This is a genomic window from Pseudomonas sp. BGA-UO-ETr-WB11, assembly GCF_059567785.1.
In genome coordinates this window covers 1,020,468-1,034,146 of sequence record NZ_JCAQOS010000008.1, presented here as the reverse complement: position 1 = coordinate 1,034,146, position 13,679 = coordinate 1,020,468, and the positions used below count along the sequence as shown (strand labels likewise).

13 protein-coding genes are annotated in these 13,679 nt (G+C 61.6%); 9 read left to right on the top strand and 4 right to left on the bottom strand.

Translation table 11 applies throughout. The features are described 5' to 3' along the window. Positions 1-8: 8 nt before the first annotated feature. The 8 genes from lptC to AC56DI_RS18305 all read left to right on the top strand — a co-directional run bounded on the left by lptC (position 9) and on the right by AC56DI_RS18305 (position 5,495). Positions 9-578, top strand: a complete 570-nt coding sequence (lptC, locus tag AC56DI_RS18340; RefSeq protein WP_496347413.1) for an LPS export ABC transporter periplasmic protein LptC — start codon at positions 9-11, stop codon at positions 576-578. Then, positions 565-1,107, top strand: a complete 543-nt coding sequence (lptA, locus tag AC56DI_RS18335; RefSeq protein ID WP_496347412.1) for a lipopolysaccharide transport periplasmic protein LptA — start codon at positions 565-567, stop codon at positions 1,105-1,107. Before lptC ends, lptA begins: the two co-directional genes overlap by 14 nt. After that, positions 1,107-1,832, top strand: a complete 726-nt coding sequence (gene lptB, locus AC56DI_RS18330; protein ID WP_496347411.1) for an LPS export ABC transporter ATP-binding protein — start codon at positions 1,107-1,109, stop codon at positions 1,830-1,832. Before lptA ends, lptB begins: the two co-directional genes overlap by 1 nt. Positions 1,833-1,975: 143 nt before the next feature. After that, a complete protein-coding gene (locus AC56DI_RS18325) occupies positions 1,976-3,475 on the top strand; it encodes an RNA polymerase factor sigma-54 (protein ID WP_496347410.1) in 1,500 nt (499 codons plus the stop codon). A gap of 82 nt (positions 3,476-3,557) precedes the next feature. Continuing rightward, on the top strand, positions 3,558-3,866 hold the full coding sequence (gene hpf, locus AC56DI_RS18320; protein ID WP_324519455.1) for a ribosome hibernation-promoting factor, HPF/YfiA family: 309 nt from the start codon (positions 3,558-3,560) through the stop codon (positions 3,864-3,866). Positions 3,867-3,881: 15 nt separating this feature from the next. Then, entirely contained in the window at positions 3,882-4,346 is a 465-nt protein-coding gene (gene ptsN / locus AC56DI_RS18315) for a PTS IIA-like nitrogen regulatory protein PtsN (RefSeq protein ID WP_496347409.1), read from the top strand. Positions 4,347-4,348: 2 nt separating this feature from the next. Then, positions 4,349-5,206 (top strand): RNase adapter RapZ, encoded by an 858-nt coding sequence (rapZ, locus tag AC56DI_RS18310; RefSeq protein ID WP_496347408.1) that lies wholly within the window; start codon positions 4,349-4,351, stop codon positions 5,204-5,206. Between the two features lie 16 nt (positions 5,207-5,222). Further along, positions 5,223-5,495, top strand: a complete 273-nt coding sequence (locus AC56DI_RS18305) for an HPr family phosphocarrier protein (RefSeq protein ID WP_324519452.1) — start codon at positions 5,223-5,225, stop codon at positions 5,493-5,495. A 26-nt stretch (positions 5,496-5,521) separates the two neighbouring features. On the opposite strand, the gene pmbA is transcribed toward AC56DI_RS18305, so the two are convergent. After that, complete coding sequence (gene pmbA, locus AC56DI_RS18300; protein ID WP_496347407.1) at positions 5,522-6,868, bottom strand: metalloprotease PmbA; 1,347 nt, start codon at positions 6,866-6,868, stop codon at positions 5,522-5,524. A gap of 91 nt (positions 6,869-6,959) precedes the next feature. Between pmbA and yjgA the strand changes: the two genes are divergently transcribed. After that, entirely contained in the window at positions 6,960-7,478 is a 519-nt protein-coding gene (yjgA, locus tag AC56DI_RS18295) for a ribosome biogenesis factor YjgA (RefSeq protein ID WP_496347406.1), read from the top strand. Between the two features lie 57 nt (positions 7,479-7,535). On the opposite strand, the gene tldD is transcribed toward yjgA, so the two are convergent. The 3 genes from tldD to AC56DI_RS18280 all read right to left on the bottom strand — a co-directional run bounded on the left by tldD (position 7,536) and on the right by AC56DI_RS18280 (position 13,667). After that, on the bottom strand, positions 7,536-8,978 hold the full coding sequence (gene tldD, locus AC56DI_RS18290) for a metalloprotease TldD (RefSeq protein ID WP_496347405.1): 1,443 nt from the start codon (positions 8,976-8,978) through the stop codon (positions 7,536-7,538). Next, on the bottom strand, positions 8,975-9,802 hold the full coding sequence (locus tag AC56DI_RS18285) for a carbon-nitrogen hydrolase family protein (RefSeq protein WP_496347404.1): 828 nt from the start codon (positions 9,800-9,802) through the stop codon (positions 8,975-8,977). The genes tldD and AC56DI_RS18285 overlap by 4 nt, the downstream gene beginning before the upstream one ends. 67 nt (positions 9,803-9,869) lie before the next feature. Continuing rightward, the gene (locus AC56DI_RS18280; RefSeq protein ID WP_496347403.1) at positions 9,870-13,667 is read right to left on the bottom strand and encodes a YhdP family protein; all 3,798 of its coding nucleotides are present in this window, start codon (positions 13,665-13,667) and stop codon (positions 9,870-9,872) included. Positions 13,668-13,679: the final 12 nt, after the last annotated feature.

Sequence of the window (13,679 nt, the reverse complement as noted above, 5' to 3'; positions counted from 1 at the left end):
AGCTGACCATGCTGAGCAAACTGCGCCGCCCGCTGATCTTTACCCTCATTGCCGCCCTGTTGGCGGCGGTGGGCTACTGGAACATTCGCCCGGAAAGCTTCAACCGCAACCCGCCGAGCGCCAGCGACGCTAACGCGATCGACTTCTACGTCATCAACGCCAAAAGCACCCAGTTTCAGGCCGACGGCTCGCTCGACCATGTGATGACCAGCGACAAACTGGAGCACATCAAAGCCAGCGATCTCACCCTGCTGACTAATCCCGACTTATTGCTTTACCGCGGCAACGTACAACCCTGGCACGTGCAAAGCAGTCGCGGCGAAGTTGCCCCCGGCGGCAAAGAAGTTGAACTGATTGATAACGTGCGCGTGGCACGCACCGACGCCAAAGGCCGACCGACGATCCTGACCAGCAGCCGTCTGACCGTATTCCCGGACAAAGAATATGCGCAGACCCAGCAAGCCGTTAGAATCGAGGCCGCCAATGGAGTGACCACGGCACAAGGAATGAAAGCGTACTTGAATGACGGCAGGATGCTCCTGCTGTCCAACGTAAGAGGCCAACATGAGGTTCGTTAAAACCTTCTCCCTGCTGCTCAGCCTGAGCGCCGCCTTCACCAGCGCCGGCACCTGGGCCTTGCCCACTGATCGCGAGCAACCGATTCGCGTGCAGGCCGACAGTGCCGAACTCGACGATAAACAAGGCGTGGCCGTCTATCGCGGCGGCGTAGTGATTACTCAAGGCAGCCTGAAGATCACCGGCGACACCGTGACCATCACCCAAACCCCGCAAGGCGATATCGACGTGTTCACCGCCGTCGGCAAGCCCGCCTATTACGAACAAAAACCTGCCGTCGACAAGCAGTTGGTGCAAGCCTATGGCCTGACCATCCAGTACTACGCCAGCAATGAGCGTATCGTACTGATCGACCAGGCCAAGGTGATTCAGGAAGGCAACACCTTCGAAGGCGAGAAAATCGTCTATGACACCAAACGCCAGATCGTCAACGCCGGGCGCGCCAACGGCAGTGCCATCACCTCGCCGCGCCCACGCATCGACATGGTGATCCAGCCGAAGAGCAAACCCGCCGAACAGCAGGCGCAGTAATGGCCACTCTTAAAGCCCAACACCTGGCCAAAAGCTATAAAGGCCGCCAAGTCGTGCGCGACGTCAGCCTGTCCATCGAGAGCGGGCAGATCGTCGGCCTACTGGGCCCCAATGGCGCCGGCAAAACCACCTGTTTCTATATGATTGTCGGCCTCGTCGCCGCCGATCAGGGCCGCGTGCTGATCGACCAGCAAGATGTGACCTTCCTGCCCATGCATGGCCGCGCCCTAGCTGGCATCGGCTATCTGCCCCAGGAAGCCTCGATCTTTCGCAAGCTGACGGTGGCCGACAACATCATGGCCATCCTCGAAACGCGCAAAGACCTTGATCGCAGCGGCCGACGCCAGAGCCTGGAAAGCCTCCTGCAGGAATTCCACATCACCCATATCCGCGACAACCTGGGCATGAGCCTGTCCGGTGGCGAGCGACGCCGGGTTGAGATCGCGCGCGCCCTGGCCAGCGATCCCAAGTTTATTTTGCTGGATGAACCCTTTGCCGGTGTCGACCCGATTTCCGTCGGCGATATCAAGCAGATCATTCACCAGCTAAAGGCCAAAGGCATCGGTGTTTTGATCACCGATCACAACGTGCGTGAAACCCTGGACATCTGCGAAACCGCTTACATCGTTAACGACGGTCAGCTGATTGCCGAAGGCGATGCCGAAACCATCCTGGCCAACCAACTGGTGAAAGACGTCTACCTGGGCCATGAGTTCCGCCTGTAACGACCCGACCTTCAGCCATGGATCGGTTGCGCTAGACAGGGAAATCCTTCAAGGTCAGGCATATAATTTGCTTATTGCGGGCGCCTGATGCGCCCTCGTAGTCAATGCGCCTTTGCGCCGGCGAATAAGGTTCTTAGCCTGCCATGAAACCATCGCTAGTCCTCAAGATGGGCCAGCAGCTGACGATGACACCGCAGCTGCAACAGGCCATCCGCTTGCTCCAACTGTCTACCCTGGATCTGCAGCAAGAGATCCAGGAGGCCCTGGAGTCCAATCCGATGCTCGAACGCCAGGAAGAAGGTGAAGATTTCGACAACGCCGACCCCATGGCCGATAACGTCGAGCATGTACAAGCCGCCAGCGCACCCGAGCAGCCCGACCACCAGGAAACCGCACCGACAGTCGACAGCCTCGATGAAGGCGACTGGGGCGAGCGCATTCCCAACGAACTGCCCGTCGACACATCCTGGGAAGACATCTACCAAACCAGCGCCAGCAGCTTGCCAAGCAACAGCGACGATGATGAGTGGGACTTCACCACCCGCACCTCCGCCGGTGAGAGCCTGCAGGCACACCTGCTCTGGCAGCTGAATCTGGCGCCGATGTCCGATACCGATCGCCTGATTGCGGTCACCCTGATCGACTGCATCAACAACCAGGGCTACCTCGAAGAAAGCCTCGAAGAAGTGCTCGAAGCCTTCGACCCCGAACTGGATATCGAACTGGACGAAGTCGAGGCGGTGCTGCATCGCATCCAGCAATTCGAACCCGCCGGCGTCGGTGCCCGCGACCTGCGCGAATGCCTGCTCCTGCAACTGCGCCAACTGGATGCCGATACGCCCTGGCTTACCGAAGCCAAGCGCCTCACCGGCGACTACCTCGACCTGCTCGGCAGTCGCGACTACAGCCAGTTGATGCGCCGTTTGAAGCTCAAGGAAGACGACCTGCGCCAGGTCATCGAACTGATCCAGAGCCTCAACCCGCGTCCATGCTCGCAGATCTCGGCGAACGAACCGGAATATGTGGTCCCCGACGTGCTCGTGCGCAAGCACAACGAGCGCTGGCTGGTAGAACTCAACCAGGAGGCCGTGCCGCGCCTGCGGGTCAACCCGCAATACGCAGGCTTCGTCCGTCGCGCGGACTCCAGTACCGACAACACCTTTATGCGCAACCAATTGCAGGAAGCGCGCTGGTTCATCAAGAGCCTGCAAAGCCGCAACGAAACCCTGATGAAGGTTGCGACCCAGATCGTCGAGCACCAGCGCGGCTTTCTCGAGTATGGCGACGAGGCCATGAAACCTCTGGTTCTGCACGACATTGCTGAAGCCGTGGGTATGCACGAGTCGACTATTTCGCGGGTGACCACGCAGAAATTCATGCACACCCCACGCGGTATTTACGAGCTGAAATACTTCTTTTCCAGCCACGTCAGCACCTCGGAAGGCGGCGAATGCTCGTCCACCGCGATCCGCGCCATCATCAAAAAACTGGTGGCCGCGGAAAATCAGAAAAAGCCGTTGAGTGACAGCAAGATCGCTGGTTTACTGGAAGCACAAGGCATTCAAGTCGCCCGTCGAACCGTAGCCAAGTACCGTGAATCCCTCGGGATAGCGCCTTCCAGCGAACGTAAACGACTTATCTGAGACGACTTGAGCAACGCCACAGTGTTTCCGGTGACAGGCCTGCTAGCCTGTTACTTACACACGGCAACAAGGAGAATGCGGTATGCAAGTCAACATCAGTGGACACCAACTGGATGTGACCGACGCCCTGCGTGACTACATCGACGAAAAGTTCGCCCGATTGTCACGTCACTTCGACCGAATCACCAATGTTCAGGTGACCATGGCGGTCGAAAAACTCAAGCAGAAAATTGAAGCCACCCTGCACGTCGCTGGCGCCGAAGTCGTCGCCAACGCCGAGCACGAAGACATGTATGCAGCGATCGACCTGCTCGCTGACAAACTCGACCGTCAACTGATCAAGCACAAGGAAAAACAGCTAGAACGTCTGCAGGGCGCTACTGTCCGCTGACACTCCCCCCTTCCTATGATCCGACTTGAAAATATCCTGACCCCCGGCCGCTCCTTGGTGAGCGTGCCGGGCGGCAGCAAAAAACGCGTCCTTGAACAGATTGCCAGCCTGGTAGCCACCGAGCTGCCCGAACTGGATGAACAGGACATCTTCGAAAGCCTGATAGCCCGGGAAAAGCTCGGCTCGACCGGTTTTGGCAATGGTATTGCCATTCCGCACTGCCGCCTGCCTGGCTGTCATGCACCACTGAGTGCCGTGTTGCATCTGGACAGTGCTGTCGATTTTGACGCCATTGACGGTGCGCCGGTGGACCTGCTGTTTGTCTTGCTGGTTCCAGAGGCAGCAACTGATGAACACCTGGAGCTGCTGCGCCAGATCGCCAGCATGCTCGACCGTAGTGAGGTTCGTGAGCGCCTACGCCAGGCCCAGAGCAGTGAGGCTCTGTACCAGGTCGTAGTGGACGCGCAGAACGGTCACTGAACATGCGCCTGATCATCGTCAGCGGACGTTCCGGCTCGGGCAAGAGCACCGCCCTTGATGTTCTCGAGGACAACGGCTTTTACTGCATCGACAACCTGCCGGCTGGCCTGCTTCCCGAGCTGGCTGAGCGCGCCTTGCTGCACACCGAAGTGCTGCAACCGCAGGTGGCTGTGTCTATCGACGCGCGCAACCTGCCGACACACTTGCAGCGTTTTCCTGAACTGCTGGCCGAAGTCCGGGCCCGGCATATCCAGTGCGACGTGCTCTACCTGGATGCCGACGAAGAGACCCTGCTCAAGCGCTTCTCCGAGACGCGTCGGCGCCACCCACTGACCGACGAAAGCCGCTCGCTGGCCGAAGCCATCCGCGATGAGTCCCTGTTATTGGAGCCCATCAGCGACCTGGCCGACCTGAAGATCGACACCACCCACCTCAACCTTTATCAACTGCGCGACAGCCTCAAGCTACGCCTGTTGAACAAGCCAGAGCCGGGTACTGCCTTTCTGATCGAATCCTTCGGCTTCAAGCGCGGCATGCCTGTGGACGCCGACTTGGTGTTCGATGTGCGCTGCCTGCCCAACCCCTATTGGAAGCCCGAGCTGCGCGCCCATTCCGGGCTGGATCAGCCGGTAATCGACTACCTGGCGGCCCAGGCTGACGTGGATGAGATGTACACCGATATCCACGCATACCTGTACAAGTGGCTACCGCGCTTTGCCGCCAGCAACCGAGCCTATGTGACCATCGCCATCGGCTGTACCGGCGGCCATCACCGCTCGGTCTACCTGGCGGAGCGCCTGGGGAAGACCCTAAAGCCGCAACTGAAAAACCTTCAGGTTCGCCACCGCGACCTCAGCTAAAAGGAAGCAACGCGTCATGCCCGCCTGCGAAATCACTATCATCAACAAACTTGGCCTGCACGCCCGCGCTGCAGCAAAGTTCGTTGGCGTCGCCGGGCGCTTCCCCTGCCAGGTACGCCTGGGCCGCACGCCAGAAAGCCTGGTGGACGGTAAAAGCATCATGGCCGTGATGATGCTGGCTGCCGGTAAAGGCACGAGCATTCACCTGTCCACCAGCGGTGAACAGGAAGATGAAGCCCTCACCGCCGTGATCGAACTGATCAACAACTACTTCGACGAAGGCGAGTAAACCTTACTCGCCTTCGTCAGCCCGCCTTAACTGCCCGCCACCGTCATTTTCTCGATCAGCACCGAACCCGTACGGATGTTGCTGCGCAGTTCCAGATCACTGCCCACCGCAACTATCTGCTTGAACATATCGCGCAGGTTGCCGGCAATCGTGACCTCCTGGACCGGGAACTGGATTTCCCCGTTTTCCACCCAGTAGCCACCCGCACCGCGCGAATAGTCGCCAGTAACCATGTTCAAGCCCTGCCCCATCAACTCGGTCACCAGCAGGCCGCGGCCCATGCGTTTAAGCAGCGCTGCCTGGTCGTCCGTACCATGGCTGACAAACAGGTTGTGCACGCCGCCGGAGTTGGCCGTGCTCGGCAAGCCCAGCTTACGCCCGGCATAAGTGCCAAGGATGTAAGACTGCAGGATGCCGCCGTCGACAAACGCCTTGGCGTACGTAGCCAGGCCATCACCATCGAAAGTGGCGCTGCCCAGAGCCCTCGGGATATGCGGACGCTCATCCAGGCGCAACCAGTCGGGAAACAATTGCTGACCCAACGTGCCCTCCAGAAAGGAGGATTTGCGATACAGATTGCCGCCAGAAATCGCCGCGAGAAAGTGACTGAACAAGCCCGTGGCCACTTCTGCAGCAAACAGCACCGGCACCTCGCAGGTCGGCACAGGTCGCGCGCCAAGACGGCTGACCGCACGCAACGCCGCGCGCTGGCCAATACCCGCGGCGTCCGCCAGCAACTCGCCCTGGCGATTGACGTCGTACCAGTAGTCGCGCTGCATCAGGCCGTCAGCTTCGGCAATCATCACGCAGCTCAAACTATGCCGGGTGCTGGCGTAACCGCCGATAAAGCCATGACTATTGCCATACACCCGGCAGCCCTGATGGGTGTTGAGCGTGGTGCCATCGGCATTCTTGATCCGCTGATCGGCGGCAAACGCCGCCGCCTCGCAGCGCAGCGCCTGCTCAATCGCCTGTTCCGGCGTAATCGACCAGGGGTGATAAAGGTCCAACTCCGGCAACTCACGGGCCATCAGCGCCGCGTCAGCCAGGCCGGCACAGTCATCAGCGGAGGCATGCTGGGCAATCGCCAGGGCCGCGGCCACGGTTTCGCGAATAGCCGCCTCACCACTGGCCGAGGTGCTGGCCGAGCCTTTGCGCTGCCCCAGGTAGAGGGTAATGCCAAAGCCCTGATCGCGATTGAACTCCACCGTTTCCACTTCGCCCTGGCGCACCGTGGTCGACAGCCCCTGCTCCAGGGACACCGCCACCTCGCAGGCGCTAGCACCTTGGCGGGCGGCCTCGGCGATAATCTGCTCAACCTGCTGCTGCAGCTCCGGCAGGGCCTGCGGGCCAACGGTTGCCGATGCGTTCATATTTCTCTCCAGTTCATTCTTCACTACATTCAGCCAAGACCGCCGGCCTTTGTCTGGTTATCATGGCAGCGTTTCCCATTGGATCAGCCCCATGTCTGACTATCTCGACGACTTCTCCGAAGAGAAGAGTAAAACCCAGGTCAAGCGCGAACTGCATGCGCTGGTGGATCTAGGCGAACGCCTGACCACCCTCAAACCCGACCTGCTTAACCGCCTGCCCCTCACCGACGGCCTGCGCCGAGCACTGGCCGATGCACCCAAGCACACGGCCAATATCGCCCGTAAGCGGCACATCCTGTTCATCGGCAAGCTGATGCGTGATCAGGACATCGACGCCATCCTGACCCTGATCGACCAGTTGGACGCCTCCACGCGCCAGTACAACGAACGCTTTCACGGCCTGGAACGCTGGCGCGACCGCCTCCTGGGTGGCGATGACGCCGTACTGGACAGCTTCGTTGGCGATTACCCCGATGCGGACCGCCAGCACCTGCGCCAGTTGATTCGCCAGGCGCAGCATGAAGCCGCACAAAGCAAACCACCTGCCGCCAGCCGCAAAATCTTCAAGTACATCCGCGAACTGGATGAAGCCAAACGCGGCTTGCGTTAAGCCTCACAGCCATCGCGTTCTGGCCGGGTAGCGCTGTGCGTCACCTGGCCTACGAATTCACGCCCCTGTGCCGCCGACGGTGATCACATCGATCTTCAGGGTCGGCTGGCCGACGCCGACTGGAACCGACTGACCATCCTTACCGCACGTACCCACGCCGCTGTCCAAGGCCAGGTCGTTGCCGACCATCGACACCCGGCCCATGGCCTCAGGCCCGTTACCAATCAGAGTGGCGCCTTTCACCGGTGCGGTGATCTTGCCGTTCTCGATCAGGTAAGCCTCGCTGGTCGAGAACACAAACTTGCCGCTGGTGATATCCACCTGACCACCGCCCAGATTGGCGCAATAGATGCCTTTCTTCACGGAAGCGATGATTTCTTCGGGGTCGCTTTCCCCCGCCAGCATGTAGGTATTGGTCATGCGCGGCATCGGCAGGTGCGCGTATGACTCACGTCGGCCGTTGCCGGTGGCGGCCACGCCCATCAGGCGGGCATTCAGCTTGTCCTGCATATAGCCCTTGAGCACGCCATTTTCGATCAGCGTGGTGCACTGGGTCGGCGTGCCTTCGTCATCGACGCTAAGGGAGCCACGGCGCTCGAACAGGGTGCCGTCATCGACGATGGTGCACAGGCTGGAGGCCACTTTCTCGCCCATACGGCCGCTGTAGGCCGAACTGCCTTTGCGATTGAAGTCGCCTTCCAGGCCATGCCCGACTGCTTCGTGCAGCAGCACGCCGGACCAGCCAGCCCCCATCACCACGGGCATGCTGCCAGCCGGCGCGGGAATCGCTTCGAGATTGACCAGGGCCTGACGCAGCGCCTCGCGGGCATAGCCCATGGCCCGGTCTTCATTGAGAAAGTAGCGATAGTCGGTGCGGCCGCCGCCGCCATGGCCACCGCGCTCGCGGCGGCCGTTCTGCTCAACGATCACGCTGACGTTAAAACGCACCAGCGGTCGCACATCGGCGGCCAGGCTGCCATCGGTGGCCGCTACAAGAATACGTTCCCAGACACCGGCCAGGCTCACCGTAACCTGCTGAATACGCGGATCAAGGGCACGGGTGGCGACGTCCACACGCTTGAGCAGCTCAACTTTTTCCGCCCGGCTGAGCACATCCAGCGGGTTGTCCTGTGCGTACAAGGCACTGACCTGAGGGCTGGCAAACACCTGCACACGCCCTTCCTGGCCTGCTCGAGAAATCGAACGGGCTGCACGCGCTGCCTGGCTCAGTGCCTCAGCAGTGATGGCGTTGCTGTAGGCAAAACCGGTTTTCTCGCCGGACTGCGCGCGCACGCCCACGCCCTGATCGAGGTTGAAGCTGCCTTCCTTGACGATGCCGTCTTCCAGCACCCAGGTTTCCGACACCTGACCATGGAAGTACAAATCGGCGGCATCGATACCCGGCCCTGCCAGCTCGCCCAGCACCGCAGGCAAACGCTCGATCGTCAGGCCGCCAGGGCCCAGCAGGTGCTCACTTACCGATAACAAAAGGTTGCTCATACTAACTCCACAGAAAATCGACAATGGCTCTGCACCGGCATGCGCTGGCGAATGGCGGCTTGCTCTGTCGCATCACGACGGGCCAGCAACAACGCCTCGCCTTGCGCCTGCTCGGCCAGCAGCCGGCCCCAGGGATCGATGATCGCCGAATGGCCATAGGTTGCTCGCCCGCCTGGATGGATGCCACCCTGATTGGCGGCCAACAGGTAACACTGGGTTTCAATTGCCCGAGCACGCACCAGTACCTGCCAGTGGGCCTCCCCCGTCACTGCGGTAAAGGCCGACGGCGCACTGATCAGCTCGGCCCCCGCCCCACGCAGGGCGCTGTATAACGCGGGAAAGCGCAGGTCATAGCACACCGTCAGGCCCAGTCGGCCAACCGGCGTGTCCGCCACCACCAAACGGGCGCCATGGGCATAGTCATCGGACTCGCGGTACTGGCCGCGATTGTCCGCCACATCCACGTCGAACAGGTGCAATTTGTCGTAGCGCGCCACGCGTTGGCCCTGCGCATCGATCAGCAGCGAACAGGCATGGGGTTTGGCCTCGGGCTGATCATCCGGCGGCAAAGGCAGCGTGCCGGCGACAATCCACACACCAAGATCACGAGCAGCCTGGTGCAACCAGGGCAAAATCGGGCCCTCACCCAAGGCTTCGGCCCGCCCCAGCTGCGGCAGGTCACGGCGGCCGATGGCGGCGAAGTTCTCCGGCAATACGGCCAGACGCGCACCCGCAGCAGCCGCTTGTTCCAGCAACAGTCGGGCGGTACGCAAGTTGGCCAGGACATCGTCCTGGCTGACCATCTGGATTACGGCAACGCTCATGGCACTCTCCGGCACGGGCAACAGGCGCATGCTACCCCATCGTTAAATGGCGATGGCCGGCAGAGGCTCAAAAGGGTTTGACGAACGTGACGGTGGGATCAGCAAGCGGCCCCACTGCCCGGTATTCAACGCTGGTTAACGAGGAGATCTTGCCACCCAGCAGTTTGTCCGCAACAAACCAGGCGCCACCCACGGCGGGCGCGCCAATCATCAGGGCGGCCAGCGGCAAGTTGCTGGCCACCGGCAACGTCACGCGGATGCGCGTATCAATGGTCTGCTGACGCATGTTCAGTTGGCCATCGACGACGATGGTCGACGGTCCTTTGAGGGTCAGCGGTACCGAGGTGGTGAACTGGCCGTCGGTGCCCTGCAAGACACCCTGAACTTTGTCATAAGCCAGGCCCTTGTCGGTCAGGTCGGTGAAGTCCAGGCGCAGACGGCGAGCAAGAGAATTCATGTTCAACAAACCAAAAATGCGCAGGGTCGCTGCCGAGCCACCCTTGACCTCAAGGAACTGGCCATTGTTGAGACGGATATCCACCTGACCGGTGAGGTGAGCCATATTGAAATTGAGCGGCGACCCCGGCCAGTTCCCCTTCACATCCACGCGAAAGCTTTTACTGGTAGCACTCGGGGCAAATTGCCAGGCAGTCAGTACGGCCGCCAGGTCCTTGCCCTTGAGACGCCCGCTATAACTGCTGCGGGTAGCGCCCACTGCGCCTTCCCACGTCAGCCCGCCGGTCACCAGCAAGCCTTTGAGGTCAATGCTCAGATCACTGAAGCTGACCCCGGCGGCGGTGGGCCGCGCTTTCAGTGACATGGCGCCAAGCGGGCTGTCACCTTGCAGCACTTGAGCAATGCTCAGATCCACCGCCGGAATCTGCCGCGGATCGACGCTTGCTAGGGCATCGGGTGCCGGCGGTGCGGCCGGATCGGCAGGCTTACTGGCCGGCAGTTGCAGGCGGGTCAGGTTGGCGACCAGGGGGGCACCCGCGGCATCGGGGAGGCGAATCTGGCCCGTCAGCAGATCGCTGTCCAGTTGCACCTGCCAGGCGGCTTGGCCGCGGGTCAGTTGCGCATCCAGACGCTCGAGTGTCAGCCCAAAGCCCTTGAATCGCCCCACCTTAAGAGCCACACGGCGGATAAAATCACTGCCCACCGGACTCTGTGCGGGCATGTAGCGCTTGGCGGTCGCCTGCCATACGTCATAGTCCAGCTCAGTCAAATGACCGCTGATGTTTAGTCCTGGGCTGCTGGGCAACGTCGCCTGCCCCTTGCCCAGCAGCAACTGGCCACGACCGGCAGACCAAGCCCCCGGCGGGGCCGCCAGCGCCAGACTGGCCAGGTCTTCATAGGCCAGCCAGTAACGCCGCTCCTGGCCCTGCAAGGTCATGCGCCAATCAATGTAACGGGCCTCTGTGGCCGTCTTGCCAAAAGGCGCAGGCAGGTCGAGCGCCAGGCCCTTGAGCGTTGACTCAATCCGCAGTTGGCTGTCTACACCGTCCAGGGTCAGGGCCAGGCGATAAGGCAGCTCACCACTGGCCGGCAGCGCCTGGCTCACCGCTAGCCAGTCGGTGATACTTTTCAGGGCCACCTGACCAGAAGCCTCAATGCGCGTCCGCGCCTTGCCGCGTTTGCCCTCGGCGACAATTTTTGCCCGCACGGGACGACCAAATACCTGCGCCCGCACATCCGGCGCACTCAGGCCTGTGGCGCTGTTAAAGCGAAAGGCGCCCTTGATGTTATTCAACTGCAGGGCAGGCTCACTGATCTGCAGGCGCGCCTGCTCGGTGGCAAAATCCACCTGCACCACCGGTGTCTGTCCGGCCGCCAGGGGAATATCCAACTTCAGGCGGCCACTCAGCGCGCCCTCGCCCTGCCAACCGGCGAAGGTCTGCTCGGCGCCCAAGGGCGCCTCACGAAGGATCTTCAGGCCATCGGCCACGCTGCTTTGCAATTCACCGTCCAGGGCCAGGCGCACGGCGCCGCCATTCTTGGCCGGGGGGATGTTGACGCTGACGTTGCGCACTTCGCTGTCCAGTATCTGGCCCTTGGCCAACTGCACACGCACGCCCTGATCATCAACAAACACTTGCGCATCGCCACCGCGCAGGGCCGGCCAACCAGGTTGATAGGCCAGTTCGGCATCCTGCACCTGAAAGAACAGACTGAGGGTGCTGGCAGTCGGCGCGGCGTTTTTCGCCAGGGAGCCCTGATACTGAAAATACCCCTGGTTGATCTTGCCGCTGACAATGGCCGTGCTCAGCCACTCCCGTAATGCCGGGCTAAGCGCACCAGGCAAGTACTTGGCGGTGTAACGCGCGTCACCATCGCGGATGCCGACCCGCAGGTCCATGTAATCCTCAACCTGTGGATCAAGTGCCAGGCGAATCATCAGATCACCGGCCAACTGACCTTCCTCGGCGTCCAGCTGGATCAGCGGGCTGCTGATGGTCACGTCTTGCGGGCTGATCCGCCACTGCAACAAGGCGTTGGCCCGCCGGTACTGCCAGGGTTTGCCAAACAGCGGCGCCAGTTCCAGGGCGAAGTTGTCCGCGGCCAGGCGCAGCTGGCCCTGACCCAGGTCACCGCTGATGCTGCCACTGACATTGCTGGCGCCCGGTGCACCATGGAACGGGCTGATACCGACCTGATCGAGGTTGGCACTAAATTGCAGACGCTGATCGGCCAGGGCCTGGGGCCGGTAGTCCAGTTGCAGATTGCGCACAGCACCCTGGGGCTGCAGGCCGTCCAGCAAAGTCACCAGGTTGTCCGGCAACGGCGCCAGCGCCTTGACCACCGGCACCAGCGGGGTCAGGTGCAAGCGATCGGCACGCAGTTTCCACTGCAGCTGATGCTCGGCATCTTCGGCCTGATACTCGAGTCCCAGGCGCGCATCGCCCCAGCGCGTTTCGCCCAAGGTGGCGGCCAGTGAATCAACCTGCAATTGAAAGCCCGTATCGGTGCGCTGGTAATGGGCATTTAGACTCAGGTCCTGCAAGCTCTCTGCCGGGCGCTTGGCGTAGCCACCGACCACCTGCGGCGCATGCAGCTGCAAGGCGGCCCGTTGCACGCTGCCCTTACTCCAGTCCAACCAGAACTGGCCGCCGGCCTGCAGCCGCTCAAGCCGCCACTGCTGCGTCAACTGCGCCGGCACCCAGCGCGCCCAGTCGCTTTGCGGCAAGTTCAGGTACAGCGCCAACTCGGCTTCACGCCAGACCTTGGGGTGCAAGCGGCTGCTCAGCCGCAGGGCCAACGGCTGGCCATCGGGCAACACCAGGCGACCATCCAGGCGCTGGCGACTGCCCTGGCTGCGCAGGCTGAAGTTGACATAGGTGAGTGCCACCGGCGCCTGGCCATGGGCTTGCACGATCACTTGGCTATTGAGCAGCGACAGCCAGCCGATGCGCTGCAGGCTGGCGAGGATAACCGCCGGCGCCAGCGGCTCGGCGTCGGCCCGAACCGGCAAACCTTGGGCGGCCCACTGACCGTCTTCGCCCTGCTGCAGGTGCACTTGCAGCCCTTCGATCTGCAAATCGGCAATCTTAAGTTGCATGCTCAGCAAACTGCCGAGCACATCCGGAATCACCCGCACCTGATCCAGACGCAAGCTGCTGTCGGCCTCGCCGAGGCTCACATCATGGGCCACTAACACTGGGGCAAACCCCTGCCAGCGACCTTCAAGGCGCGCGATGCGCAACGGCATGCCCAGCGCTGCCTGACCGCGCACCTCAAGCTCGGTTTGATACTCCGCCACCAGCGGCGTCAGTTCGCGACCGAGGCTGACATACAGGGCCAGCAGCACCAGCACCAGACCGCAGAGAGTCAGGCCCACGCGCAGCAGACGCGCCAGCCAGAGCCCCATCCGCGCGATCAA

Bases quoted from the DNA above. Each gene is read 5' to 3' on its own strand.
- yjgA (WP_496347406.1), top strand. From the start codon at position 6,960: ATGTCTGACTATCTCGACGACTTCTCCGAAGAGAAGAGTAAAACCCAG.
- lptC (WP_496347413.1), top strand. From the start codon at position 9: ATGCTGAGCAAACTGCGCCGCCCGCTGATCTTTACCCTCATTGCCGCC.
- AC56DI_RS18280 (WP_496347403.1), bottom strand. From the start codon at position 13,667: ATGGGGCTCTGGCTGGCGCGTCTGCTGCGCGTGGGCCTGACTCTCTGC.
- rapZ (WP_496347408.1), top strand. From the start codon at position 4,349: ATGCGCCTGATCATCGTCAGCGGACGTTCCGGCTCGGGCAAGAGCACC.
- AC56DI_RS18285 (WP_496347404.1), bottom strand. From the start codon at position 9,802: ATGAGCGTTGCCGTAATCCAGATGGTCAGCCAGGACGATGTCCTGGCC.
- ptsN (WP_496347409.1), top strand. From the start codon at position 3,882: ATGATCCGACTTGAAAATATCCTGACCCCCGGCCGCTCCTTGGTGAGC.
- pmbA (WP_496347407.1), bottom strand. From the start codon at position 6,868: ATGAACGCATCGGCAACCGTTGGCCCGCAGGCCCTGCCGGAGCTGCAG.
- lptB (WP_496347411.1), top strand. From the start codon at position 1,107: ATGGCCACTCTTAAAGCCCAACACCTGGCCAAAAGCTATAAAGGCCGC.
- hpf (WP_324519455.1), top strand. From the start codon at position 3,558: ATGCAAGTCAACATCAGTGGACACCAACTGGATGTGACCGACGCCCTG.
- tldD (WP_496347405.1), bottom strand. From the start codon at position 8,978: ATGAGCAACCTTTTGTTATCGGTAAGTGAGCACCTGCTGGGCCCTGGC.
- lptA (WP_496347412.1), top strand. From the start codon at position 565: ATGAGGTTCGTTAAAACCTTCTCCCTGCTGCTCAGCCTGAGCGCCGCC.
- AC56DI_RS18325 (WP_496347410.1), top strand. From the start codon at position 1,976: ATGAAACCATCGCTAGTCCTCAAGATGGGCCAGCAGCTGACGATGACA.
- AC56DI_RS18305 (WP_324519452.1), top strand. From the start codon at position 5,223: ATGCCCGCCTGCGAAATCACTATCATCAACAAACTTGGCCTGCACGCC.